This is a genomic window from Streptomyces sp. NPDC001415 (assembly GCF_053597395.1).
Map to the genome: position 1 here is coordinate 154,982 of NZ_JBSFIE010000003.1, position 25,714 is coordinate 180,695.

The 25,714-nt window shown below is 70.8% G+C and carries 21 protein-coding genes; 7 read left to right on the forward strand and 14 right to left on the reverse strand.

Going from position 1 to position 25,714, the window contains the following annotated elements:
- Position 1: 1 nt before the first annotated feature.
- The 7 genes from ACWC2B_RS04955 to ACWC2B_RS04985 all read right to left on the reverse strand — a co-directional run bounded on the left by ACWC2B_RS04955 (position 2) and on the right by ACWC2B_RS04985 (position 6,829).
- The gene (locus ACWC2B_RS04955; protein WP_450715023.1) at positions 2-649 is read right to left on the reverse strand and encodes an HAD family hydrolase; all 648 of its coding nucleotides are present in this window, start codon (positions 647-649) and stop codon (positions 2-4) included.
- Entirely contained in the window at positions 646-1,695 is a 1,050-nt protein-coding gene (locus ACWC2B_RS04960) for an ABC transporter ATP-binding protein (protein WP_450715024.1), read from the reverse strand. Before ACWC2B_RS04960 ends, ACWC2B_RS04955 begins: the two co-directional genes overlap by 4 nt.
- Positions 1,695-2,555 (reverse strand): ABC transporter permease, encoded by an 861-nt coding sequence (locus ACWC2B_RS04965; RefSeq protein ID WP_450715025.1) that lies wholly within the window; start codon positions 2,553-2,555, stop codon positions 1,695-1,697. Before ACWC2B_RS04965 ends, ACWC2B_RS04960 begins: the two co-directional genes overlap by 1 nt.
- Positions 2,543-3,439 (reverse strand): ABC transporter permease, encoded by an 897-nt coding sequence (locus ACWC2B_RS04970; RefSeq protein ID WP_450715026.1) that lies wholly within the window; start codon positions 3,437-3,439, stop codon positions 2,543-2,545. Before ACWC2B_RS04970 ends, ACWC2B_RS04965 begins: the two co-directional genes overlap by 13 nt.
- Before the next feature lie 7 nt (positions 3,440-3,446).
- On the reverse strand, positions 3,447-4,658 hold the full coding sequence (locus tag ACWC2B_RS04975) for an ABC transporter substrate-binding protein (RefSeq protein ID WP_450715027.1): 1,212 nt from the start codon (positions 4,656-4,658) through the stop codon (positions 3,447-3,449).
- 229 nt (positions 4,659-4,887) lie between these two features.
- Positions 4,888-5,823 carry a hypothetical protein gene (locus ACWC2B_RS04980; RefSeq protein ID WP_450715028.1) on the reverse strand — a complete coding sequence of 312 codons (936 nt, stop codon included), beginning with the start codon at positions 5,821-5,823 and terminating at the stop codon, positions 4,888-4,890.
- Positions 5,824-5,938: 115 nt separating this feature from the next.
- Entirely contained in the window at positions 5,939-6,829 is an 891-nt protein-coding gene (locus ACWC2B_RS04985) for a hypothetical protein (RefSeq protein WP_450715029.1), read from the reverse strand.
- A 279-nt stretch (positions 6,830-7,108) separates the two neighbouring features.
- On the opposite strand from ACWC2B_RS04985, the gene ACWC2B_RS04990 reads away from it, so the two are divergent.
- From ACWC2B_RS04990 to ACWC2B_RS05000, 3 genes are all read left to right on the forward strand, one after another.
- Complete coding sequence (locus tag ACWC2B_RS04990; RefSeq protein ID WP_450715030.1) at positions 7,109-7,903, forward strand: S1 family peptidase; 795 nt, start codon at positions 7,109-7,111, stop codon at positions 7,901-7,903.
- A gap of 79 nt (positions 7,904-7,982) precedes the next feature.
- Entirely contained in the window at positions 7,983-8,636 is a 654-nt protein-coding gene (locus ACWC2B_RS04995) for a response regulator (protein ID WP_450715031.1), read from the forward strand.
- Positions 8,633-9,778 carry a sensor histidine kinase gene (locus ACWC2B_RS05000; protein ID WP_450715032.1) on the forward strand — a complete coding sequence of 382 codons (1,146 nt, stop codon included), beginning with the start codon at positions 8,633-8,635 and terminating at the stop codon, positions 9,776-9,778. Before ACWC2B_RS04995 ends, ACWC2B_RS05000 begins: the two co-directional genes overlap by 4 nt.
- A 76-nt stretch (positions 9,779-9,854) precedes the next feature.
- Here the strand turns inward: ACWC2B_RS05000 and ACWC2B_RS05005 are convergent, their stop codons facing one another.
- Genes ACWC2B_RS05005 through ACWC2B_RS05030 form a run of 6 tightly spaced genes read right to left on the reverse strand, consistent with a single transcriptional unit; the run spans position 9,855 to position 15,505 of the window.
- Positions 9,855-10,409, reverse strand: coding sequence for a hypothetical protein (locus ACWC2B_RS05005; RefSeq protein WP_450715033.1), 555 nt, complete (start codon positions 10,407-10,409; stop codon positions 9,855-9,857).
- 23 nt (positions 10,410-10,432) lie between these two features.
- Positions 10,433-10,870 (reverse strand): hypothetical protein, encoded by a 438-nt coding sequence (locus ACWC2B_RS05010; RefSeq protein ID WP_450715034.1) that lies wholly within the window; start codon positions 10,868-10,870, stop codon positions 10,433-10,435.
- A gap of 33 nt (positions 10,871-10,903) precedes the next feature.
- Entirely contained in the window at positions 10,904-11,704 is an 801-nt protein-coding gene (locus tag ACWC2B_RS05015; RefSeq protein ID WP_450715035.1) for a hypothetical protein, read from the reverse strand.
- Positions 11,705-11,761: 57 nt separating this feature from the next.
- Positions 11,762-12,283: a hypothetical protein gene (locus ACWC2B_RS05020; RefSeq protein ID WP_450715036.1), complete on the reverse strand. Its 522-nt coding sequence runs from the start codon at positions 12,281-12,283 to the stop codon at positions 11,762-11,764.
- A gap of 43 nt (positions 12,284-12,326) precedes the next feature.
- Positions 12,327-13,883 carry a hypothetical protein gene (locus ACWC2B_RS05025; protein ID WP_450715037.1) on the reverse strand — a complete coding sequence of 519 codons (1,557 nt, stop codon included), beginning with the start codon at positions 13,881-13,883 and terminating at the stop codon, positions 12,327-12,329.
- 26 nt (positions 13,884-13,909) lie between these two features.
- On the reverse strand, positions 13,910-15,505 hold the full coding sequence (locus ACWC2B_RS05030; RefSeq protein WP_450715038.1) for a pyridoxal phosphate-dependent decarboxylase family protein: 1,596 nt from the start codon (positions 15,503-15,505) through the stop codon (positions 13,910-13,912).
- A gap of 1,020 nt (positions 15,506-16,525) precedes the next feature.
- Between ACWC2B_RS05030 and ACWC2B_RS05035 the strand changes: the two genes are divergently transcribed.
- Positions 16,526-19,606, forward strand: a complete 3,081-nt coding sequence (locus ACWC2B_RS05035) for an endo-alpha-N-acetylgalactosaminidase family protein (protein WP_450715039.1) — start codon at positions 16,526-16,528, stop codon at positions 19,604-19,606.
- Between the two features lie 314 nt (positions 19,607-19,920).
- Here ACWC2B_RS05035 and ACWC2B_RS05040 read toward each other — a convergent pair whose 3' ends face one another.
- Positions 19,921-21,702, reverse strand: coding sequence for a glycoside hydrolase family 35 protein (locus ACWC2B_RS05040; protein WP_450715040.1), 1,782 nt, complete (start codon positions 21,700-21,702; stop codon positions 19,921-19,923).
- A 128-nt stretch (positions 21,703-21,830) separates the two neighbouring features.
- Between ACWC2B_RS05040 and ACWC2B_RS05045 the strand changes: the two genes are divergently transcribed.
- From ACWC2B_RS05045 to pepN, 3 genes are all read left to right on the forward strand, one after another.
- Positions 21,831-22,718, forward strand: coding sequence for a helix-turn-helix domain-containing protein (locus ACWC2B_RS05045; protein WP_450715041.1), 888 nt, complete (start codon positions 21,831-21,833; stop codon positions 22,716-22,718).
- Between the two features lie 5 nt (positions 22,719-22,723).
- Positions 22,724-23,032, forward strand: coding sequence for a chorismate mutase (locus tag ACWC2B_RS05050; RefSeq protein ID WP_450715042.1), 309 nt, complete (start codon positions 22,724-22,726; stop codon positions 23,030-23,032).
- 166 nt (positions 23,033-23,198) lie between these two features.
- Positions 23,199-25,688, forward strand: a complete 2,490-nt coding sequence (pepN, locus tag ACWC2B_RS05055) for an aminopeptidase N (RefSeq protein WP_450715043.1) — start codon at positions 23,199-23,201, stop codon at positions 25,686-25,688.
- Positions 25,689-25,714: the final 26 nt, after the last annotated feature.

The window sequence follows — 25,714 nt, forward strand, 5'->3', positions numbered from 1 at the left end:
CTCAACTGCCGATCAGTGAGCGGAGCAACGCAAGGTCCGCCTCCTCCAGACTAGTCAGCACCGTGCGGCCCGCGGCGGGCGCTATGGGTTCCATCGACGGCACCGCGAGCACCGCGCAGCCCGCCGCCTCCGCCGACGCCACGCCCGTCGCCGTGTCCTCGACCGCGACACAGCGTGCCGGGTCCGCGCCGAGCGCCGCGGCCGCCGCGAGGTAGGGGTCGGGCGCGGGCTTGGTGCGTTCGGTGTCCTCGGCCCCGTACACCGCGTCGAAGCGGTGGCCGTCGAGGGAGGTCGCGACCCTGCGGACTATCGCGCTCGGTGATGCCGATACCAGTGCGGTCAGCACCCCCGACTCCCGCAACATGCGGAGGAGTTGGAGGGCGCCGGGGCGCGGTTCGGCGCCGTCCGCCAGGCGTGCCGTGAAGTCCGCGCCCAGCTCGGCGGCCAGCTCCTCGCGCCGGGCGCCCAGCGACACGTACAGCAGCTCGGCGGTGTCCTCCACCGAGCGGCCGTACACGGAGCGGCGCTCCTCGCCGGCCAGCGCGTGTCCGTGGCGGGCCGCGACCTTCTCCACGACCTCGACCCAGGCCTCCTCGGTGTCGACGAGGGTGCCGTCCATGTCGAACAGGACCGCCCGCAGCCCGCTCACGCCGCCTCACCGGCCGCGAGCACGGGACGCGGCCGCGGCCGTACGGTGACGCTCGCGCCCGCGCCGAACGAGCCGGCGGCGTGCGAGGGCAGGTCGGCCTTGACCACGGTGCCGTCCGCGAGCCGCACGGTCAGGCGGGTGCTCGCGCCGTGGAAGGAGGAGGACGTCACCGTGTCGGGGCCGCCTTCCGTCACCTCCAGGGCTTCCGGGCGCAGCAGGAACACCGAGCCCGTCGCCGGGCCATCCACCGGGAGGCGTACGCCGAGGACCTCGGCGAGGCCGTCGGAGGTGACCGTGCCCGGGACGCGGTTCATCGTCCCGACGAACGACGCCACGAACGCGGTCGCCGGACGGTCGTACAACTCGGCCGGGGCCGCGCACTGTTCGAGCCGCCCGCCGCGCATCACCGCGACCTTGTCGGCCATGGACAGGGCCTCCTCCTGGTCGTGGGTGACGAAGACGGTGGTGATGCCGAGCTCCAGTTGGAGGCGCCGGATCTCCTCGCGCAGCTGGACGCGGACCTTGGCGTCCAGTGCCGAGAGCGGCTCGTCCAGGAGCAGCAGCCGGGGCTGGAGGGCGAGCGCGCGGGCGAGCGCCACCCGCTGCTGCTGGCCGCCGGACAGCTGGTGCGGGAACCGGTCGCCGTGCTCGGGCAGGCCGACCAGCTCCATCAACTCGGCCGCGCGCGCCCGGCGTTGGGGCGCCGGGACCTTGCGCATCCTCATCCCGAAGGCCACGTTGTCGGCCGCGTTCAGATGCGGGAAGAGGCTGTACGACTGGAAGACCATCCCGGTGTCGCGCCGGTTGGCCGGCACCGGCACGATGTCCTCGCCGTCGAGCAGCACCTCGCCCGCGTCGGGCCGCTCGAAGCCCGCGAGGACCCGGAGCGCGGTGGTCTTGCCGCAGCCGGACGGGCCGAGCAGCGCCAGGAGTTCACCCGGCGCCACATCGAGGTCGAGCCCGTCGAGGGCCACGGCGGACCCGAAGGTGCGGCGAAGCCCCCGGATCGTGAGGGCGGTGCCGGTGCGCGGCGGTGCGGTGGTCATCAGACGGCTTCCTTCTTACGAGACGTGCGAGTGCCGCGGGTGCTGCGAGTACCGCGGGTGCGGGCGAGGCCGGTCACGACGAGCAGCAGCCCCCACGTGAGCAGCAGACTGAGCAGCGAAACCGCCACCGACAACTGGGCGTTGGACCCGGAGGCCTGCACGATCCACACCGCGAACGGCTGGAACCCGAGCAGCGAGGCCACCGTGAACTCGCCGAGCACCAGGGCGAGCGCCAGGAACGAGGCGTTGAGCAGCGCGGTGCGCAGATTCGGCAGCACGACCGCGAACAGCGCCCGCGGCCAGGACGCGCCCAGATCGCGGGCGGCCTCCACCAGGGTGCGCACGTCGACGGCCCGAAGCCCCGCGTCCAGCGAGCGGTACACGAACGGCAGCGCCATCACGACGTACGCGAACACCAGGACCAGCGGGAACGACGGGTTCTGGACCGCGACGAACGTCTCGTACAGCGGGGTCGTGGCGAGATGGTCCGGCCCCCACTTGAGGACCGTGCCCAGGCCCGCGACCAGCGCGACCGGCGGCACCACGAGCGGCAGCGTGCACACCACTTCGAGCACCGCCCGTAGCCGCCCCGAACCGGAGAGCCGCACCGCGAGCGCGGCCGGTAGCGTCAGGAGCAGCGCGAGTACGACCGTGCACAGGGCGAGCCCGACCGACCTGAGCAGAGCCGCGGTGAACCCGTCGGCACCGAAGATCTGCGTGTACGAGGACAGGGTGAGGCCTTGCCCGGGCACGTCCACCGTGAACACGAGGGACGCGAGCAGCGGCACCAGGAAGTAGGTGCCCGCGACCAGCAGGACCGCGCCCCGCCACGGGCGCGGCGGATACGTCAGGCGAGCCATCGGGCACTCCTTCGCTGAAGCGGCAGATGCACGGCCATGACGAGCAGGGCGACGATCACCATGTCGAGGCTGAGCGCGAGCGCCACGTTCTCCTGGCCGACCAGGACGTTCCCTGACAGCGCGTCCGCGATCTGCATGGTGACCAGCGGCACCGAACTCCCCACCATCGAGGCGGCCGTGGCGTACGCGGCGAACGCGCTGCCGAACAGCAGGACGAAGCCGCCGAGCAGGGTGGGAAACAGCACCGGGACGCCGACGTGACGCCAGTACTGCCGGGCGCTCGCCCCGCTGTTGAGAGCCGCCTCGCGCCACTGCGGGCGAAGGCCGTCCAGGGCCGGCGCCACCGTGAGCACCATCAGCGGGATGAGGAAGTACAGATAGGTCAGGGCAAGACCCCAGAAGCTGTAGAGGCTCCAGCCGTGCTCGGCCAGGCCCAGCTTGGTGGTGAGGACGCCCGCGTTGCCCAGGGTCGCCACGAAGGCGAAGGCGAGAGGCACGCCGCCGAAGTTGGCGAGCACCCCCGAGGCGGTGAGCACCGCCTCGCGCAGCGCCCTGCCGCGCGAGGTGACGACGGCCTGCGCGAGCAGCAGCCCGAGCACGGCGGCGATGGCGGCGGTGGTGGCCGCGAGCTTCACGCTGCCGAGCAGGGCGGTCCAGTACGCGCCGTGCACGGACTGGCTCATGTTGCCGAGGCTGTACGAGCCGTCGACGGACAGCGCGCCGTTCAGCATGGCGAGGGCCGGCACGCCGAAGGCGAGCGCGACGAAGGCGAGCAACGGAACCGCGGCGAACCAGGCGCCGGGACGCCTGCGGCCCCGGCGCCGCGCCGGTCGCTCAACCACCGTGATGGCAGCGGTAGTTGAGGTGGTAGTGGTGAGGGTCATGGAGTGATCAGCCCGAGATCGCCTTGGCCCAGCCACCCGCGAGGACCGTCTTCGCCTTGGTGTTCTGAGCCTCGGTGGGGAAGGCGGGAGTGCCGGAGACCTGCGGGAGCTTGGCGGCCGCCGCCTTGTCGAGCGTGCCGTCCTTGTCCATGGCGGGCATGAGCGCCGGACGGGCGTACCCCTTCAGCCACAGGTTCTGGCCCTCGGTGGAGTACAGGTACTCCTGCCACAGGCGGGCGGCCGCCGGGTGCGGGGCGTCCTTGTTGACGGCCTGCGAGTAGTACTGGGCGTAGACGCCGTCGGAGGGGACCGCGGTCTTCCAGTCGAGGCCCTTGCCCCTGAACTGGTCGGCGTAGCCGGCGTTCAGGTAGTCCCAGTCGATGGAGATCGGCGTCTCGCCCTTCTCGACGGTGGCCGGGGTCGACTCCACCGGGTTGTAGTTGCCGGCCTTCTTCAGCTTGGCGAAGAAGTCCAGGCCGGGCTGAATGTCGTCGAGCGAGCCACCGTTGGCGAGGGACGCCGCGTACACGCCCGCGAAAGCCGAACCGGACTTGGTGGGATTGCCGTTGAGGGCGACCTGCCCCTTGTACTCGGGCTTGAGGAGATCGGCGAAGGTCGTCGGGCACACCTTGACGCGCTTGGCGTCGCAGCCGATCGAGACGTAGCCGCCGTAGTCGTTGAACCAGCGGCCCCGCGTGTCCTTCTGGGCCGCGGGGATCTTGTCGAAGCCCTCGACCTTGTACGGGGCGGTCAGGCCCTGCTCGCCCGCGGACTGCGCGAAGGAGGCGCCGAGGTCGAGGACGTCGGGGGCGCGGTCCTGGCCCTTGCGGGTCTTTACCGCGTTGATCTCGTCCGCGCTGGTGCCGTCCGGGTTCTCGACGGCCACCTTGATGCCGTACTTCTTCGTGAAGCCGTCGATGAGCGCGCCGTAGTTCGCCCAGTCGCGCGGGATGGCGATCGCGTTGAGCGTGCCCTCCTTCTTCGCGGCGGCGATCAGCGCGTCCATGCCGCCCGCGTCCTTCGCGGAGGTGGCGGCCGCGGGGCTCTTGCCGCCCTTGCCCCCCTCGGCCGCGCTGGTCGAGGCGTCGGACTTGGCGCCGCAGGCGGCGAGAGCGAACGCGGAGGCGGCCAGCGTCACGGCGAGGCCTGCGGTGCGTATGCGAGGGGCGATCACGGGAGCTCCAAGTTGTACGGACAACTGTTGTACAGACAACTCCATTACGAGGGTGGTGGATGTCGCGTCGGTGAACGCGGGGCGAAGCGCGCGATGCGGTTGGCGGGCGGATCCGGTCAGCGAGTTTCGGCCACGGGGGAGCGGGGCCCGGCTCGTGCGGGGTCGGCTGAGGAGGGCTCGGCTCAGCAGGGCTCGGCTCGGCCCGGGGGAGCCTCGCGGGCCCGGGGAGTGCGAGGCGGCCCAGGGGTACGAGGGCGCTCAGGGAGTACGGGGTTCAGCTCGCGGGGTCGTTCGTGCGGCGGTCGGCGCCGCCGCGGCGCAGCAGCCCGTAGGCCCAGCGTTCGTTGAGGCCCGCGAGGAAGCCGATCGTGCCCCAGAAGAAGAACGCCTTGATCAGGGCTTCGTGGTCGGCCAGGGACAGCGGGCCCGCGCCGCACAGGCCGGCCGGGGTCGCGGGCGGCGCGAAGATCGTGAGGACGCCGCCGTTGATGAGCAGGAACAGCGAGGTGGCCAGGAACCAGCCGACCACCACCCGGTACCAGCCCTCCTGCCGCATGATCTGGGCCAGTTGGCGGGGATCGGCGGGTATGTTCTGCACCCCGCCGCGGCCCGGAGCCCGGTGCATCAGCTGATAGGCGTTGCGCAGTCGGACGATCACGCTGAACACCGCGCCGAGCGCGCCGCCCGCGAAACACACCAGGGCGTGCATCAGGCTCAGCTGTTCCGGGCAGGCGAGCTTGCTGTCGAAAAGGGCGGGCACCGCCTCGCCCACGGCGAACGCGAGGACCAGCACGACCGGGCTGAGCACCATGCCGAAGGCGAGCCCGGTGTTGAGCCCGCGGCCGCTGGCCAGCGCCGCGTCCGCGTCCAGGCGCCGGGCCGCGGCGTCGGCCTCGTCCGCCAGCCGCTCGGCGGCCGCGGCCCGCGTCTCGGCGTGCTCGACGGAAGCCATGCGCACCCCGCCCCGCACCGCCTGCTCAAGCGCCCGGCACACATCGTCGCGGGTCCGCCGCTCGAACGCCCGCTGGGCCGCCGCGTAGAGCTGCTCGACCCGGTCGAGCTGCTGCGGCTGCCACCGCCACAGCCGTTGCAGATCGGGCGCGTTCTCGGCGAAGCCGAGCGCGTCCGACAACGTCCTGGCCTCGGGCGCGGGCGCCCCGGCCAACCATTCCCCGACCCGCCGCACCCACCGAGTCCGCTGCGCACCCATACGTACCACCACCCCGTCGTCCACCGGGGCAGTCCAGACGTCGCAAACCCCTTGCGGGGAAGATTAGTTGCGCCCGACGGCCCGCACTCGAACCACCCCCCGCCCCCGCGGAGCGCTACGTGTCGCACTCCGAGACATCCCCGCACACCCCGCACCGAGCCCTAACCCGCCCCCGCACAGGCACCCGGATCCGCTGGCAGCAGGTCGGGCAGGCGAAGGAGACCCGCAATCCGTCCGAGCCGGGCTCGAAGGAGTAAGGGGACCCGGGTGACGCGAAGGCGCCGTGCTCCTGGGCGTACCGCCGGTCCTTCGCGTAGCGCCGCCGCCCCGTCCAGCCCGCCGCGACGAGCGGAGGCTGCCGCGCGTCCCGCCGTGCCTGGGCCGCGCCCGCCGTGTACGCGGGGTACGCCTGCGGGCTGGTGAACCAGGGCGAGGGGTCCTCGCCGAACAGTTCGGCCCGCTTGGCCAGGACGTACCCGAACTCCTCCGGGGTCAGATAGCCCAGCTTCTGGCTGGACACGCCGTCCTCGCGGAACGCGTCGAGCAGCAGCCAGCCGGCGCCGAGGTAGGTGGTCGCCGTGTCGGTGAGGATCTCGTTGTCGCGGGTGCCCGGGAACGTCAGGTCCAGGCGGTGCAGGAGCACGTGGGTGATCTCGTGCGCGAGCGCGGCCCCGATGTCCCGGCGGTGGCCACGGAACCGGTCGTTCAGCTCGATGAAGTACTCGGGTCCCGCGGCCAGTTCGACGCTCGCCGCGTGCTGCATCTCGCGGAAGCCGACGATCATCCGGGCGTCGGGCAGGTGCAGGTGATGGACGAGCGCGCGGGCCACGCGCTGGGCGCCCAGGTGCAGGTCGTCGTGGTCGGCGAAGGCCACGTCGGCGGGGAGCACGCTGGTCGCGTACCCCTGGAGCCCGTCGAAGGACAGCCGCTTGTGCAGCGCCGTGATGGCCGCGCGCACCGTGGCGAGGTGCGGATAGCCGTGGACGACCGGGCTCGACGTGCCCACGCTGCCACCCCCGTTCGGACCGCGGACCGGATTCCACTGTACGGGCGCCGGGCGGCGGCGGTCCCCTCCGGGCGCTGGCCGGAAAGTGGCCCTTGTGAAGGGGGCGGCGGCCTCCCCATAATCCCCGCAACGCATTGACGCGCCCATGACAGGTCGGCTCATGACGGTTCACTTCATGGCAGATCGCCTCATGACGGGTCGCCCATCACGGGTCGCCCATGACAGAACAGGCATCCCGTCCGTGCGCATGACAGCCAACCCCCCACGAGAGGCAGTCAGTTGAAGAACATGATGCGAGCCCTGCGCAGATGTCTGGCCGTGACGGCCGTCCTCGCCGCCGCGTTCAGCCTGCCCGCCACCGACGCCTTCGCCTCACCCGCCCCGCCCGCCTCGCCCCATCCCGTCGTCGGCGGGGAGCGCGCCGCCCAGGGCGAGTTCCCGTTCATGGTCCGGCTCTCCATGGGCTGCGGCGGCGCCCTCTACACCCAGCAGATCGTCCTCACCGCCGCCCACTGCGTCGACGGCAGCGGCGCCAACACCTCCATCACCGCCACCGGCGGCGTCGTCGATCTCCAGAGTTCAAGCGCGATCAAGGTGAAGTCCACCAGGGTCCTGCAAGCCCCCGGCTACAACGGCAAGGGCAAGGACTGGGCGCTGATCAAGCTGGCCAAGCCCATCAACCAGCCCACCCTCAAGATCGCCACCAGCACCGCGTACAACAGCGGCACCTTCACCATCGCCGGCTGGGGCGCGACCAGCGAAGGCGGCGGACAGCAGCGCTACCTCCGCAAGGCGACCGTCCCCTTCGTCTCCGACGCCGACTGCAAGAAGGCGTACGGCGACGACCTCACACCCGGTGACGAGATCTGCGCCGGCTACGTCGACAAGGGCGGCGTCGACACCTGCCAGGGCGACTCCGGCGGACCCATGTTCCGCAAGGACAACGCGGGCGCCTGGATCCAGGTCGGCATAGTCAGCTGGGGCAACGGCTGCGCCGAGCCCGGCTACCCTGGCGTCTACTCCGAGGTCTCGACCTTCGCCGCCGCGATCGCGCAGGCCGCCTCGACCTTGTAGCGCCACAGCGCCCACAGCCCCGGCCCGGCCGGGCGCCCCGAATTTGCGGGCGTCCGGCCGAACCTGCTCATATAGGGGCATGTCGATCACAGTGGTCATCGCGGACGACCAGGAAATGGTGCGTACCGGCTTCCGCATGATCCTGGAGAGCAGGGACGACATCGAGGTCCTCGCCGACGTCGTAGACGGGCACGCCGCCCTCGAAGCCGTCGAGCGCCACCAGCCGGACGTGCTGCTCCTCGACATCCGGATGCCCGGCCTCGACGGTCTCGAAGTCACCCGCCGCCTGTCCGGCCGCGACCGGCCCCGCATCGTCATCTGCACCACCTTCGACCTCGACGAATACGTCCACGCGGCCCTGCACGGCGGCGCCTCCGGCTTCCTCCTCAAGGACGCCAGCCCCGAAATGCTGGTCGAGGCGGTGCGCGCGGCGGCCGCCGGGGACTCGCTCGTCTCGCCCGCGATCACCGTGCGGCTGTTGAAGGAACTCGCCTCGGCCCGCCCCTCCGAAGGCCTGCGCAAACCGTCCGAGCCGCTCACCGAACGCGAACGCGACGTCGTGCGCTGTCTGGCGCGGGGCGCCACCAACGCCGAGATCGCGGGCGAGCTGTACGTCTCCCTGTCCACCGTGAAGACCCACCTCGCCAACGTCCAGGGCAAACTCGGCGCCCGCAACCGCGTGGAGATCGCCGCCTGGGCCTGGGAGAGCGGACTCGCCACGAGCGCCGCGTGAGCCCCGTACGCCGCTGGCTCGGCCGCCATCCGCGCGCCGCGGCCGCGGCCCGGCCCCTGCTCGCCGCCGTCCTCGTCGCCCTCGTCACCTACGAAGGCGTGGCCCTGGCCCGCCAGCCCACCCGGCCGCACGCCCTCGTGTGGAGCGCCGGGATCGTGGTGTGCTTCTGCGCGGTGCCCTGGAAGAGGATCCCGCTCGTCCCGCGCGCCTGGACCGCGGCCGTCGTCAGCTGGACCGCGACCGCCCTGCTCTTCACCGGCCGCCCCGAGATCGTCTGGGGCATGGGCGAGGCCATCGCCCTCCTGGTGCTGCTGTCCTCGGTGCTCCTGTACGCCCCCGCCCGCACCGCCGCCGTCCTCGGCCCGGTGCTCGGCCTCGGCTGCGTGGCGGCGCCGGTCCGCGACGCACAGCCCGGGCGGTTCACCCTGCTGTTCACCGTGCTCGCCGTCGTGGTCAGCGCGTACTCGCTGCTCCTTCGCGCCCAGTCGGGCCAGCGGGTCCGCGACCTCGAAGCCGTACGCAGCGCCGAACGCATCGAACTCGCCCGGGAACTCCACGACTTGGTCGCCCACCACGTCACCGGCATCGTCGTCCAGGCCCAGGCCGCCCGCTTCACCGCCGCGTCCGGCGAACGCGCCGCCGAGTCGTTCGCCCGCATCGAGGAAGCCGGCGGCGAGGCGCTCGGCGCGATGCGGCGCCTGGTGCGGGTGCTGCGCGAGGGCGACGCGGAGACCGAGCCGGTGGCCGGCCTCGCCCAGGTCCGCGAACTCGCCGCCCGCTTCTCCCGCGCCGGACCCCCGGCCGTCCTGTCCATCGAGCCCGGCCTGGAGGAACGGCTGCCCGGCGACGCCGCCGCCCTCGCCCACCGGGTGGTGCGCGAATCCCTGACCAACGTACGCAAGCACGCGGCGGACGCCACAGCCGTACGCATCGGCATCCGCACCACCGCGGGCCGGCTCGAAGTGCGCGTCGCCGACGACGGGTCGAGCGCGCTCCCCCTCGCCGAACAGGCCCGCGGCGGCGGCTTCGGCCTCGCGGGCCTGACCGAACGGGTCACCGCGATGGGCGGCGAACTCGCCGCGGGCCCTGCCCCCGAAGGCGGCTGGCAGGTCACCGCCGTGCTGCCGCTCGAAGCGGAGTAGGGCGCGCCCGCCGGATCCTGCCGACCGGACGCGCCCCGGCCCCGGCCACCGATGCGGAGGCGGCCGGGGCGGACCGTCAGACCGCGAGGACCCGGATCGAGGGGTGCTCCACGGTGTTCAGGTACAGCTTCTCCTTCTTGCCCTCCTGCTCCAGCTCCACCACAAGCCGGTAGCGGTACACACCCGGCCGCGTGGTGCTCAGGATCGTGCCCGCCCAGTAGTAGTAGACCGGCGTGAACGGGTCGCGCATGCGGTCGGGCATCCCGTAGATCTTCAGCTCCGTACAGATCTTCCGCTCGATGACGTCCTCCTCGTCACCCCGCTCCGTGTCGAGGAAGACCAGGCTGCTGATCTTCGGCATCGGCGGCCAGGTGCCGTCGGGACGCTTCTCCATGTCGATGGGCCGGATGATCCAGTTCAGGACCTGGCCCTGCTTGCAGACCGTCTCCAGCTGGTGGGTGCCCTGCCCGGTGCCGCCCACGCTGTTGTCCATCATGTACATGGAGTCCTTCAGCGAACCCGTCGCCGCGGCCCGCCCCATGTTCACGAGCGTCACGACATTGAGCTGCACGGAGTTCAGCTGACCGGGGTTCTGCTTCTCCACCTCGCTGCTGCGCGTACTCGTACTCAACGCTCCTCCTTCGGGCACGCCGGTCAGCCGAACAGGGCCGGCGACAACGTGGTCGTGATGGGATCGGTGCTCGTGCCCACCCTGAACTTGATCTGGTACGGCACGGACCGCACGTCGTCCTTCTTCACCGTCCCGATCCAGTACGCGACATCGGTGCCGGGATAGACCTTCCGCTCCGGCTCGATCACGTCCTTGTCGATCACGATGTCGTCGATGCTGACGAACGCCTCGCACTCCAACGCGAGCACGTTCCACAGCAGCTGATCGCCGCGTTTCACCTTCGTGCGCAGCTCCTCGGTGCCGAACCCGGTCGAGCCGCCCGCCTTGTTGGTGTCGTACAGATACAGGTGGCCGTGCACACTGTGGGAGGCGAGCGCCCCCACGCAGTCCACCACGGCGGTGATCGAGATCGGCCGCCTGGTGCCGGTCGCGGTCTCGCGCAGCCTCGGTTTCGTGGTCATCTGCTCCTCCTCGTACTGGCTGGGTCAGGGGTCCTACGAGAACGGCCGGGGCGGGATCGGCAGCAGACCGAGCCCCGCCTTGGTGAAGGCGTTGCGCTTGGGCTCCGTGGTGACCCTGATCTTCGACTCGCACGTCAGGTTCACCGGCTCCCACAGCGACTCGCCGCCCTGCTGGACGAGCCGGTGCAACTGGATCCGCATCGTGTACGCATAGGTGCCGGGCCGGGACGTGTCGACGGTCGCCGACCAGTACCAGCCGTCGGTCACCAGGTCCGGCGAGCCGTACTCCGCCGGATAGATCACCTTCTCGTCGACGGCCTGCCCGTAGATGTCGGTGATCACCGGCGCGGGGTAACTGTGCGCCTCCGTAGCGCCGTTGGAGACCACCTTGCCCGTGACGTCCAGGACCTTCTGGCCCGACAGGCGGCCCCGGGTGCGCCGAGTGGTCTTGACGCGCCGGCCGGCGCCCTGCCGGATCCGGTTCAGCTCGGCCGCCGCGTCCACGCCGGCCGCACTCGACTTCACCGCCAGGTCTTCCAGTTCGGCGAGCGCCTGCTCGTCGGTCTGGCGCGCCCGCTCGACCTCGTAGCCGCGCGGCACCGTCGGCGGGATCGAACCCAGACTGTAGGGAAGCCAGTTGAGGACCTGCTCGCTCGCCTGCGAACCGTCGCTCCAGTACGAGCCGTTGATCGCGGTCACCAGGTCACCGGTGCCCTGGTTCGTCGAGCCCTGCAACTTCATGTTGTCGAACAGGTACGTGTTGCCGTCCAGGGTCTGGGACTCCAGCGCGTTGCCGACGTCCACGAGCACGATGACCGCTAGCTGCTGGGGCATGAGCCCACCTTCCTCGTCTCTCGTTTCCCGTTGGGGGGTTTACTCGTCGGCCTCCGGCTACAGACACATCAGCGCGGGCGACTCGATGTGCAGCGTGCTGAACTCGCCCTCGTACATCTGCACTTCGAGGCGGTACGGGTGGGCCACGCCCGGCGCCAGATACGGCACCACGCCGCTCCACACGTCCAGCTCGGGGTTGTGCCGCTCGGCGGCGTGCCCGTTCTGGCCGTGCTGCACGGGGGCCTGCTGGTGCAGGGGGGCCTGCGCGGCCGGGGGTGCCTGCGTGGCGGTGGGTGCCTGCGTGGCGAGGGGTGCCTGCCCGGCCCCGTGCCCGCCGTCGCCGTCCGGGCCGAGGAACGTGATGCTCTTGATCTCGACCGGGGTCTGGAGGTCGACGGCCAGCGCGGACCAGGTGACGACCTGGCCGGGCTTGACGACCGTGACCAGCTCGGGGGTTCCCTGGCCGGTGCTCTGCAGCGAACCGTCATCGATCATGCAGAGGTTCCCGTTGCGCAGGGTGCCGTCCGAGAGCGCCCCGATGACGTCCACGACCACGACGATGTTGACTTTCGGGTTCATCCTCACTCCTGTTCTCGTGTCCTGCCGATGCGAGTGCCTGTCGTCAGCCGCGGTCCCGCACCAGCGGGACCTTTCCCACGGCCGTCCGCTCGATCTCCGGCGAGGCCTTGGGGACGAACTTGAGCTGGAAGCGGTAGCCGGTCTTCTCGACCGACAGCGGGTTCGCCTCGCCCTGATTGAACAGAGACAGGGCGCGCGGCACCGCGTTGACGAACACGCTCTGCAGCCCGTACGGGCCGAGCGTGGTGTCCATCCGGTAGGTCAGGCCCGGTACGTCGTCCACCGAGGCGACCAGCGTGATCGTCCGCCCCTCGCGGTGGTTGACGAACTGCACCTCGTGCGCCACCTCGTCCAGGTCCACGGCGGTGGCCGTCCGCAGCTCCTCGCGCAGCGCGTCATAGGCGCGGGCCGCCGAGTACTGGCTGTCGGCGAGATGCAGTACGTCGCCGGTGCGCCCGGCGAACTCGAACTGCTGGGTCTTGAGGCCGGGCCCGTCCAGGCGGGGCCGGCGGATCATCCGGTCGCCCAGCTTGAGGCGGAGCAGCGGCGCCTCGTGGGCGTGCAGCCGCGTCACGACCAGCTCGCCCTCCTCGCCCTCGCCGACCCACTGCCCCCGCTCGTCCACGATCTCGACCAGGTGCAGACCCGGCACGGACGCCAAGTACGGTGATTCCGCGCGCAGTTGGAGCCCGATGGTCTCGGCCTGGGTCGCCGCGAAGTAGCTGAGGATCACCAGGTTCGGATAGATCGCCTGAAGCTCGGCCCGCTTGCGCTGTGCGAGGACCCCGCTGCCGTACAGCGCGACCCGGAAGCTGTCCCGGGCCTCGCGGCTCATGCCCGCACCCAGCTCGCCGAGGATCGCTATGCCCGCGGTGATGCCCATCAGGGCCTTGGGCCCCGGGTAGGAGAACATGTGCTCAAGGACCCCGGCGGTGACCGGGCCCGCCCCGATGTAGTTGACTCCCGGCACGTTCTGCAGGACACCGCCCACCATGGTGCCGCTGCTCCACATCTGGTAGTCGGCCAGCGTGGTGTACAGCCACTTGGGGTCGGCGCCCCGCAGGTATTCGCCGAGCTGATAGGTGCCCATGAAATGGCCGGCGATCTCGTACGTGTCCCGCAACTCGCGCAGGGAGTACACGATTTCGAGGGGGCGGCCGCCGCTGGTGCCGCCGCTCGCCACTATTTCGAATCCGCCGTGGCCGAGCGGGACGACCATGCCGGGCCGGTCGCCCATGAAGAAGTCGCGCTGGGTGTCCTTGTCGGACAGCGGAATGCGCTGCCATTCCTCGAACGTCGCCGGAGCACCGGTGACCCCGGCTTCGGTGAGCCGGTCCCGCCACAGCGGATTCAGCAGCGTCGTGTTGACCATCTGCTGAAGCCGGCGCAGCGTCAACGCGTCCTGGATTTCGTGGGACACCTCGCTGTACGGGCTCTGGCAGACCCGCTCGCATTCGCGGATCTTGCTCGCGAAGGAGGCGAGGTGGGGAACGGCCGCCACGGAATCGGGTTTCACCTCCCAGTCCGGGATGAGCCAGCCCGCCAGCTCTCCGGCATCCCCCGGCGCCACCCGGGCCTGCGGCTCGTGCACTGAACTCATTGACGGCCCCTCTTCGTTGGTTTCCCTCATCGGGTCTGCTGGGTCTGGCGGAGCAGATCCTGGCCGACCCGCCGGATTTCGCCGAGCAGCATGCGGGCGTGCTCGGCGGTGACCTGATGGTTCATCATGACCACGCGCAGGGCGGCGACTTCATTCACGTTCACCTTGGAGATGAAGAAGTTGCCCTCGAATTTGATCCGGTTCCTGATCTCCACCTGGAAGTCGTGCACGTCCGCCTCGGGGAGCCCCGGGGGGCGATAGCGGAAGCACAGGATGTTGGCCTCGGGGCGATGCAGGGTTTCGAAGTCCGGCTCGCCTTCGAGCATGTGGTGGACATCGCCCGTCAGGCGGCACAGGTACTCGATCTTCTGGGCGAACAGGGCCCTTCCGTGAATCGCCCACAGCGTCCACAGCGGCATGATCATGGGGCGCTTGGTGCATTCGAAGTTCTTCTCGCCGCTGTCGAGGGCGGTGTAGATGTCCGGCTCCTCGTCGAACACGTAACTCGCCTGCTGACGGAACGCGCCGAGGCTGTTCTCCCTGTTCCGGTAGAACAGAAGCGTGCACGGCGCGGGCGTGAACATCATTTTGTGCGCGTCCCACGTCAGGGAATCCACCTGCTCGATTCCCCGCAGTTTGTGCCGCAGTTCGTCCGACACCAGCAGGCTCGCCCCGTGCGCGCCGTCGACGTGCAGCCACAGGCCCCGCTCGCGGGCGAGGCCGGCGAGTTCGTCCAGCGGGTCGAACGCGCCGACCGGGGTCGTACCGGCCGAGGCGACCAGACAGAACACCTTCAGGCCGCGCCGCTCGGCCGCGTCCAGGACCGGGCGGGCCCGCTCCACACTGATCTGGTGGCGCTCGTTCAGCGGGAGCCGCACGATCTGGGCGTCGCCGATTCCCATCACCCCGGCTGCCCGCGCCACGCTGTAGTGGACGTCGTCGCCGACCGCGATGGCGGGCCTGAGCTGCCCCGCGAGGCCCGAGCCGCCCTCGGACCAGTAGCCGGGGAACGCCCGGTTGCGGGCCGAGAGCAGCGCCGTGAGGTTCGCCAGCGAGCCCCCGGAGGTGGTCACCATCGCGAAGGTGCCCGGATCCCAGCCGATGAACGCGTTCAGCTCCTCGGCCATGATCCGCTCGGCCACATTGGGGAGTTGGGCGGCCTCGTAGAACGAGGACGGCTGGTTGACGACCGAGCTCACGAAGTCGATGACCCCGGACAGCGGCACGACCCCCGAGAACTGGCGCCCCATGTATCCGGGCGAATGCACCTGGATTCCGGTCTTGATGTACAGGTCGACGATCGCGGCGAGCCTGTTCTCGTCGAACGCCGCGATCTGTTCGCGTTCCGTGGTCATCAGGGCCCTGGCCGCGTCGGTGAGGATCGCGGGGTCGGTCAGGTCGAGCCCCCTGATCGAGAGGTCGGCGAGGTGTTTCTCCAGCTTGGCGACGACCGTCTCGGACTGTTCACGGAAGAGCTGGGCGTCGAACGCCTCAAGTAATAAGCCACTTTCGAGCGTTCCTGTCGATTGCGGAGGCGAGGAAGTGGGCCCCGCCTGGGCGGAGAACGGCTCCGTGCCGTCGTGCCGCACACCGAAGGGATTCTCCGACCGGTATTCCGTCAACGGGATCTCCTCTGAAGAATGTGGCGCGTCCGGGCATGGCGATGGCCCGGAGGCTGCCGAGGCAATCAGGAAAGGTCCGGGGAAAGGCCCGGCGCACCTGGTCGAGGCGCGGCCGTGGCCCGGGGCACGGAACGGCTCACAGGGTTGGCGCGGGCCGGCGTCCGCCATGGAGGGAAGGGGGAAAGGGCGATCGGTGCAACCGAGGGAAGGAAATGTCATCCGGGCCGCTTCTATGCGGGCTGCCACGTGTCAACGAAATGGCTGCCTACATCCCGGTGAATTTCTCATGAACCCTTGTGGGGCCGGATGTTCAGTCAGTCGTTCATGGTCGGCGGTCGGGACCGCCCTCGTCCGGATTCTGTGGAATGGGGCCGCGTCGGCATCTGCTCGTCGTGAAGAAACCCGCCCGGCTCGATGTTCCCGCTCTGCGATACCGGCCGGTAGGGCGTTCTTGAACTCCGCGCCACACCCCGGCGCACCGGGCGACGCCGGCATTCATGCCGTTCCGTTTCACTCGCACCATCGGCGTCCCGCCCCCCTCTTGCTCCCCGAAGGCGAAGAACTCCACGACCGTGCGGCCGAGCCCCATTCGGCCAAGAGCGCGACGGCTTGCCGCACCCTTGAATCGATCATGGTCAGCGCTTCGCAGGAACAACAGTAGGGGCTCACATTCGGTAGCCGAGCCGTTCCGGAGAGTCTGTCCGAAAAGAGGCAAGGGGCCTCCCGTCATCCGGCACGCCTTTCGGACAGCGGCCTTTCCGCAATACGCGGCCGAGCGCGACGGGCAACAGGCGGTTCAGCCGTTGGCATAGACCAGCGGCAGATCCTTTCTGCCATTCCGCACGGCCGCCGGCCCGCCACCGCTGCGGCCAATAAAAAGCCAAACGGGCGGCGCGGGCCCCACTCCCACCCGCCACCGGAACCCGTTAGTCCAACACTCCTCACTCCTTTGTCCATGGGCGCACCCGCACCGTGCGGCACATCGTGGCCCGCACCGGAAGCCGTCACGAAGGAGCGAGCGTGAACGCCGAACAGCACGGTCCGAAGCGGAGAACAGTCGTCGCGGCCACCGCCCTCGCGGGCGCCGGAGCCGCCCTGGGCATCCCCTCGACGGCACTCGCCGCAGCGCGCACGGCGGGGGAGGCGGTGGTGCGCTCCACCGCACTCGACGTCCGCGTCGACACCGGATTCCCGCGCATCGTGTCGTACACCGACCGCGCCACCGGCGCCGTGCTGCACGCCCAGGAGGACCCGGTCACCGAGGTCCTCGTCGACGGCGCCGCGCACACCCCCACGGTGACCTCGCACCCCGGCCCGGACCGCATCGCCTACACGCTCGCCTTCGACGGCGGCACCGAGATCGACGTGGACATCCGCGTCACCGGCCACCGCGTCGACTGGCGGGTCACCCGCATCGACGACACCACCGCCCTGCGCGTCGCCACCCTCCAGATCCCCGGCCTCGCCCTGCTCTCCGTACGCAGCGACCAGAGAGGCGCCCAACTCCTCGCCGCCCAGCTCCAGTTGGACAAGGCCAAGAGCGGTGACACCCTCATCACACCCACCGCCACCACCGCCCCGGACGCGACGCCCACCGGCTGCGCCTACGCCGTCCTCGCCCACCACGGACTCGGCGGCGCCGTCGAGACCAACACCGTCTACGACCATCCCACCGCCACCCCCGGAGCCACCTGGGAGAACGGCCGACTGTGGCGCCAGACCCTCAAGAGGGACGGCTACGTCAAGGCGCAGCTCGTGCCGGGGCAGTGGACCCACCGCGCCGCGACCTCACCCACCGACGCCACCGAGCCCCTCCCGTACGCCACCGTCATCGTCACCGGCGACCGCAACGGCGACGGCGTCATCGACTGGCAGGACGCCGCCATCGCGTTCCGCGACATCATGGTCACCCCGCTCGGCGCCGACGAACAGCACCTCAGGGTCGTCCCGCACATCCCCTTCAACTTCGCCTCACAGGCCACCAACCCGTTCCTGGCCACCCTCGACAACGTCAAACGGATCTCGCTCGCCACCGACGGGCTGCGCCAGTACACCCTGCTCAAGGGCTACCAGTCGGAGGGCCACGACTCCGCCCACCCCGACTACGCGGGCAACTACAACCAGCGCGCCGGCGGCCTCGCCGACCTCAACTCCCTGGTGCGCGAGGGCAAGAAGTGGAACAGCGACTTCGCCGTCCACGTGAACGCCACCGAGTCCTACCCCGTCGCCAACGCCTTCTCCGAGACCCTCGTCGACAAGACCAACCAGCAGTGGGACTGGCTCGACCAGTCCTACCGCATCGACCAGCGCCGCGACCTGGTCTCCGGCGACATCATCCAGCGCTTCGCCGACCTGCGCCGCGACACCGACCGCGGCCTGAACGCGGTCTACCTCGACGTGTTCCGCGAATCCGGCTGGACCTCCGACCGCCTCCAGCGCGCCCTGCGCGACCAGGGCTGGCTCGTCGCCTCCGAATGGGGCCACGGCCTGGAACGCTCCTCCCTGTGGTCGCACTGGGCGAACGAGACGGACTACGGCCCCGACACCTCACGCGGCATCAACTCCCGCCTCATCCGTTTCATCCGCCACCACCACAAGGACGTCTTCGCCAACAAGTGGCCCACCCTGCTCGGCCACGCGCGCATGGGCAACTTCGAGGGCTGGACCGGCAAGACCGACTGGAAGACGTTCTACGACCTGATCTGGACGGAGTCGCTGCCCGCCAAGTACCTCCAGGCCCACCCCATCGCACGCTGGACCGACCACGAGATCACCTTCGCCGGACCCACCCGCACCTCGGTCTCCGACGCGACGGGCGCGCGCCGCATCACCACCGACGGCCGCCTCGTGTACGACGCCGGCACCTACCTCCTGCCGTGGGAACCCCGCGACGCCACCGACCCCGCGAAGCTCTACCACTACAACCCCCAGGGCGGCACCAGCAGTTGGCACCTGCCGCGCGGCTGGTCGGGCCTGCGCAAGGCGTTCCTGTACCGGCTGACCGACCAGGGCCGGGTGTACGTCGGCGACCTCCCGGTCCGGGCGGGCCAGGTCACCATCACGGACGCGGACGCGGACCGGCCGTACGTGGTGTACCGGGAACGGGCCCGCGCCCAAGGGGACCCGGTCTGGGGCCAGTTCACCCCGGTGCGCGACCCGGGGTTCAACTCCGGCACCCTTGATGCCTGGCAGGTGACCGGCGCGGCGAAGGTGGTCCGCAGCCCGCTCGGCGACTACGAACTGGTCCTGCCCGCGGGGGGCGCGGCCGCGGTGAGCCAGCGCCTGGCCCGCCTCGCGCCCGGCACGTACTCCGCCTCCGTACAGGTCGAGGTGGGGGAGAAGCCGGGGGAGCGGCGCCGAGCCGCGCTCGATGTCCGCACGGCCGACGGCGTCACCGCCACCAACCGGACCGACGCCTCCACCGCGGCCAACTACGTCGCCGCCGACCGCAAACACGGCACCCGCTTCCAGCGCATGCACGTCCCCTTCACGGTCCCGTCGGGCGGCGGCCCGGTCACCCTGACGCTGCGCGCGGAGGAGGGATCGGCGAGGATCCGCTTCGACAACGTAAGGGTCGTACGTTCCGGGCCGGCCGCCCGCCCGGGCACCCTCGCCCACGAGGACTTCCAGAACGTGCCGTCCGGCTGGGGCGTCTTCGTGAAGGGCGACGCGGGCGGCTCCACCGACCCCCGCACCCACATCGCCCAGCGGCACGCCCCGTTCACCCGGCGCGGCTGGAACGGCAAGGCGATCGACGACGTGGTCGACGGCACGCAGTCGCTGAAGTCGCGGGGCGAGAACGAAGGGCTGGTCTACCGGACGGTGGACCACACGGTCCGCTTCCTGCCGGGGCGCCGCTACCGGGTGTCCTTCCGGTACGAGAACGAGAAGGCGGGGCAGTACGCGTGGATCACGGGGGTGGACGAGCCGGCCCCGCGCGAGCTGACCCGGGTCGCGCTTCCGGTGGCTGTTGAACCCGCCCTGTTCACCTACGAGTTCACCGCACCGGCGGTGGGGGTGGCGTGGGTCGGCCTGAGAAAGGTGGGGGACGACGGGGTGGCGGAGGTGGCGCTGGACACGTTCGAAGCGAGGGAGGTCTAGCCCTGCCCCGCTGTGCACTCTGCGGCCGCACGGCATGGCCCCGGGGGCCCCGGCTCGGCGGGGCGCGCTGGGGCTCAGCCCCAGCCCCCCTGCCGGCCGTCAGGGAATCGCGGGAGCATGGCCGCATGAGTGAGAACCGCAGCGCCGAGACGCACCCGCACAGTCACCAGGAGAGCTTCTCCCCTTGGCCGCCCAGCGGGGCCGATCTCCCGGACTACCCCGTCGAGCGACGCCCCGCCCGCACACCCTCCTGGGCCCACCCGGACGAGGCCAACGGGCAGGGGCGCCAAGCCGGATCCACGCCCCCGGTGGGTCTAGGGGAGGGGCGGGGCGGGGGATGACCCCACGGTCACCACCTCCCCCGCCCGCTCCAGCTCCAGCACCCACACCTCGTTCGCCCCCGCCCGCAGCACCGCCCCCGGCACATACAGCGACACCCCCGGCCCCACCCCCCAGTACCGCCCCAGGCAGAACCCGTTCACCCACACGAACCCCCGACCCCACCCCGGCAGTTGGAGCCACGCGAACGACACCCCGGGCACCCCCGACGGCAGGTCGAGCCCGCCCCGGTACAGGCCCGTCGAACCCGCCCCCGCCGGCGTACGGAAGGCGACCTTCGCCACCACCTCCGGCGAGGCGAAGGCATCGAGGCGCAGCCCCCGCGCCCGCACCCCGTGCAGATACTGCCGCTCGTGCAGCACCCCGCCCGTGATCCCCTTCGGCTCACCGCTGCGCGGCCCGTAGTTGACCCGGCCGAGGGACTCCACCCACAGCTCGACCTCCACGCCCCCCGGCACGGGATCCGCCAGCGTCGCGTCCTCGGTGTCCAGCACCCCGGCCCGTACCCCGTCGACGTACACCGTCGCCACATCCCGCAGACCCAGCACACCCAGCGGATACGGCTGCCGGGGCCCGGGGACGTCCAGGCGGTAGCGGACCAGGCCCCGGTCCACGTCCAGCTCCTCGAACGTCGGCGGGACCGGAGACTCGCTCTCCTCGCCGCCCAATACGTCCAGGACGTCCGGAAGGGGAGCCCAGTCGAAGACATCGACCATGACCGGGCCCGTCAACTCCATTGGCTCCGGCGGGAGTTCGGGCAGTGGGCCATCCGCGTACTCCGCCAGGACCTCACGGAAGCGCCAGAACTTCTCCGTCGCCCGGCCCGCCTCGTCGATCGGCGCGTCGTAGTCGTACGACGTCGCCGTCGGCTCCAGCGCGCCCACGTGCAGGTCGCCCGCGCGGTTCGCACCCGACCAGCCCGCGAAGCTGGTGCCGCCGTGCGCCATGTAGATGTTGACCGACGCCCCGCACTCCAGGATCTCGCGCAGGGCCGCCGCCGCGTCCACCGCGTCCCGCACCACATGGTCCGCGCCCCAGTGGTCGAACCAGCCGCACCAGAACTCCATGCACATCAACGGCCCGGAGGGCCGGTGGCGGCGCAGGACCTCGAAGCCCTCACGGGCGCCGGTGCCGAAGTTCACCGTGGCCAGGACGCCCGGCAGCGAGCCACCGCTCAGCATGTGGTCCTCGGGGCCGTCCGAAGTGAACACCGGCACCGTGACGCCGCACTCGTGCAGCAGGTCCGCGAGGTGACGCAGATAGCCCTGGTCGCTGCCGTAACTGCCGTACTCGTTCTCCACCTGCACCATGAGCACCGGACCGCCCCGGTCGATCTGGCGCTCGGCGACCTGGGGAAGCAGCGTGCGGAACCAGCGGTTCACATGCACCAGGTACTCCGCGTCGTCCGTCCGCACCCGCCGCCCGAGCCGCCCGGTCAGCCAGTGCGGAAGCCCCCCGTTCTCCCACTCGGCACAGATGTAGGGCCCGGGACGGACGATCGCCCACAGGCCCGCCTCCCGTGCCGCGTCCAGGAAACGGCCCAGCGCGCCCACATCCTCGTACCGGCCCGGATGCGGCTCGTGCAGGTTCCACGGCACATATGTCTCCACGCAGTTCAGGCCCATCGCCCGCAGCATCGCGAGCCGGTGCCCCCACTGCGCCTCGTGCACCCGGAAATAGTGCAGCGCACCCGACAGGAGGCGCACCGGCCGCCCGTCGAGCAGAAAGTCCTCGTCCCCCACGGTGAAGTCGCCCACCGGCCGGCCCGCCCATCTCTCTCGATCACTACGCCAGGCCACTCTCGCCCCTGGCGCGGCGGTGGTCCATGGACAAAGATCGGCGCTGATTGGACGCAACGGGGACCCGGGAGAAGGCGGAAACCGGCATGTACCACACCTGGATGCGGTATTTCACCCCGAGCCCGGCCCACCACCGGCTCGGCCTGGTCTGTCTCGGCGTGGGACTCCAGCACGGCACGCTGCCCACCGTCGGCCCCCGCACCCTCGACCACCACGTCGCCGTCGTCATCGGCGCGGGCGGCGGCTGGTTCCGCGGCGCCGACCGCCGCAGGATCCCCGTCACCGCACCCGCCCTGATCTGGCTCACCCCCGGCGTGCCCCACCACTACGGTCCCGACCCCGCCACCGGCTGGGACGAGTCGTTCGTCGACTTCACCGGGCCCGCCACCCTCACGTACACCGAACTCGGCTACATCCAACCCGACCGGCCCGTCGTGCCGCTCAGCGACACCGTGGGCGCCCGCGCCGCCGTCGGCCGCATCGCCAGGGCCGCCCGCCGCGGCAACCCGCTCCTGGAGGTCGAGACCGCGGCCGCCGTCCACGAACTGCTCGTCGCGCTGCGCCGCGCCCGCGCCGACGTCGCCCCCGACGGCGACCCCCTCCTCGACGCCCTGGCCCGCGACGCCTTCCAGCCCTTGTCGGTGGCCGAACACGCCTCCCGGCACGGCATGACACCCGCCGAGCTGCGCACCGCCGTGCGCCGGGCCGCCGGCTGCAGCCCCAAGGACTACCTCCTCGGCATCCGCCTCGGCCGCGCCAAAGAACTCCTCGCCGCAACGGAACTGCCGGTCGCGGCCGTCGCCCGCCGCGTCGGCTACGACGACCCCGCCTACTTCTCCCGCCTGTTCACCCGCCGCGTCGGCATCGCACCCGTACGCTTCCGCGCACAACAGGGCCGGGCCGTCCCCGGCGGCTGGAGCAACCGGATCCCGGATCCTGAACACCCGCCGACCATCGCGGGCCACGCCACGTAAGCTCGATGACCATGACCACGATCGACCCCTCCGTGCAGGCAGAGCTGTCCCGGCTCCGCGACAGCATCGACAACATCGACGCGGCTGTCGTGCACATGCTGGCCGAGCGCTTCAAATGCACCCAGCAGGTCGGCCACCTCAAGGCCGAACACAAACTCCCCCCGGCCGACCCCTCCCGCGAAGCCGAACAGATCGCCCGGCTCCGCAGCCTCGCCGAGAACGCCAAGCTCGACCCGGCCTTCGCCGAGAAACTTCTCAACTTCATCATCGCCGAGGTCATCCGGCACCACGAAACCATCGCCAAGTCCGCCTGACGCCACACCCCGGCCCGCCGCACGCAGCGAACACGGAACCGCCACCCCCCGCGGCCCGGCTCAGAGCCTGTGTCTGAACCCCGCCCGTATCAGGCACCGGCTCCCCCACCGCAACAAGCCCCACCGCACCTGTGCTCACCCGCCCGCTTCAGGCAGCATGGGCCCCATGTCCGTACTGACGCGCGACGAAGCGCAGACCCGAGCCCAGTTCCTCGACGTACAGCGGTACCGCATCGAACTCGACCTGACCACCGGCGGCGAGGACACCTTCGAATCCCGCACCGTCATCCACTTCACCGCACACACCGCCGGGGACACCTTCGTCGAGGTCAAGCCCGCAACCCTGCGCTCGGTCACCCTCGACGGGCAGCCCTTGGACCCCGAGGGCCTCACCGAGAACCGCCTCGCGCTGACCGGCCTCGCCGCCGGCCCCCACGAACTGCACGTCGACGCCGTCATGAACTACTCGCACACCGGCGAAGGCCTCCACCGCTTCACCGACCCCGCCGACGGCGAGACCTACACCTACACCCAGCTGTTCATGGAAGACGTCCAGCGCGTCTTCGCCGCCTTCGACCAGCCCGACCTGAAGGCCGCCTTCGACCTCACCGTCAAAGCCCCCGACGGCTGGAAAGTCCTCGCCAACGGCATCACCGAGCAACAGGACGACGGCCGCTGGAAAGCCGCCACCACCCCCCTCATCTCCACCTACCTCGTCGCCCTCGCCGCCGGCCCCTGGCACACGGTGACCACCGAACACGCAGGCCTCCCCTTCGGCCTGCACTGCCGCCGCTCCCTCGCCCCCCACCTCGACGCCGACGCCGACGAACTCTTCGACATCACCCGCCAGTGCTACGACCGCTACCACGAAAAGTTCGACGAGCCCTACCCCTTCGACTCCTACGACCAGGCCTTCGTCCCCGAATTCAACGCGGGCGCCATGGAGAACCCCGGACTCGTCACCTTCCGCGACGAATTCATCTACCGCTCCGCCGTCACCGACACCGAACGCCAGACCCGCGCCATGGTCATCGCCCACGAAATGGCCCACATGTGGTTCGGCGACCTCGTCACCCTCCAATGGTGGGACGACATCTGGCTCAACGAATCCTTCGCCGAATACATGGGCTACCAGACCCTCACCGAAGCCACCCGCTTCACCGACACCTGGGTCGACTTCGGCATCGCCCGCAAAGCCTGGGGCTACGACGCCGACCAGCGACCCACCACCCACCCCGTCGCCCCCGCACCCGACGCCGTCCCCGACACCGCCTCGGCCATGCTCAACTTCGACGGCATCTCCTACGCCAAGGGCGCCTCCGCACTGCGCCAACTCGTCGCCTGGCTCGGCGAGAAGGACTTCCTCGCCGGCATCAACACCCACTTCAACCGGCACAAGTTCGCCAACGCCACCCTCGCCGACTTCATCGACTCCCTCGCCTCCGCCACCGACCGCGACGTCCACGCCTGGGCACAGCAGTGGCTCGGCACCACCGGAGTCGACACCCTCACCCCCACCGTCACCGAAGCCGACGGCCAATGGCACCTCACCGTCACCCAGCACGGCGAACGCCCCCACCGCCTCACCATCGGCGCCTACGACCGCGACCTCAGCGACGACCGCCACCTGACCCTGCGCGAACACTTCGACATCGACATCCCCCAAGGCGCACCCACCACACGCCCCGGGCCCCGCCCCGCCCTCCTCGTCCTCAACGACCAGGACCTCACCTACGCCAAGGTCCGCCTCGACGAAACCTCAGCCGAAACCGCACGGCGCTCCCTGTCCGGCGTACCCGACGCCCTCACCCGCGCCGTCCTGTGGAACACCCTGCGCGACATGGTCCGCGACGGCCAACTCCCGCCCACCGCCTACCTGGAGACCGCCCGCGCCCATCTCGCGGAAGAAGCCGACCTCGCCGTCGTCCAGGGCGTCCTCACCTTCGCCGCCACCCAGATCACCGACCGCTACCTGCCCGCCGACCAGCGCCCCGCCGCCCTCACCCTCCTCACCGGCCTCACCCGCGACCTCATGCGCCGCACCGAGGACGGCACCAACCCCGGCCTGCGCCTCACCGCCGTACGCCACTTCATCGACGCCGCGGCCCAACCCGACACCATCCGCGGCTGGCTCGACGAAGGCAGCGTCCCCGGCGGCCCCGAACTCGACCCCGAACTGCGCTGGCGCATCCTCACCCGCCTCGCCGTCCTCGGCGCCACCGACGAAACCGAAATCGCCGCCGCCCTCACCGCCGACCCCAGCGCCACCGGCGAAGAAGGCGCCGCCCGCTGCCGCGCCGCCCTGCCCACCCCCACCGCCAAAGAAACCGCCTGGACCGCCATGTTCCAGCGCGACACCCTGTCCAACTACCTGTTCACCGCAACCGCCCAAGGCTTCTGGCAGCCCGAACAAGCAGACCTCCTCCAGCCCTACGTCGCCCGCTACTACCAGGACGCCGTCGCCCTCGCCGCCCGCCGCGGCCCCGCCATCGCCGAAGCCGCCGGCCGCTACGCCTTCCCCACCCCCGTCATCGACGCCGCCGCGGTACACCTCGGCGAAACCTGCCTCGACCGCACCGACCTCCTGCCCGCCCTGCGCCGCAAACTCGCCGACCAGGTCGACGACCTGCGCCGCGCCCTGAGCGTACGCGGCTGACCCGAAGACGGCCCCCAGGGCTTGTG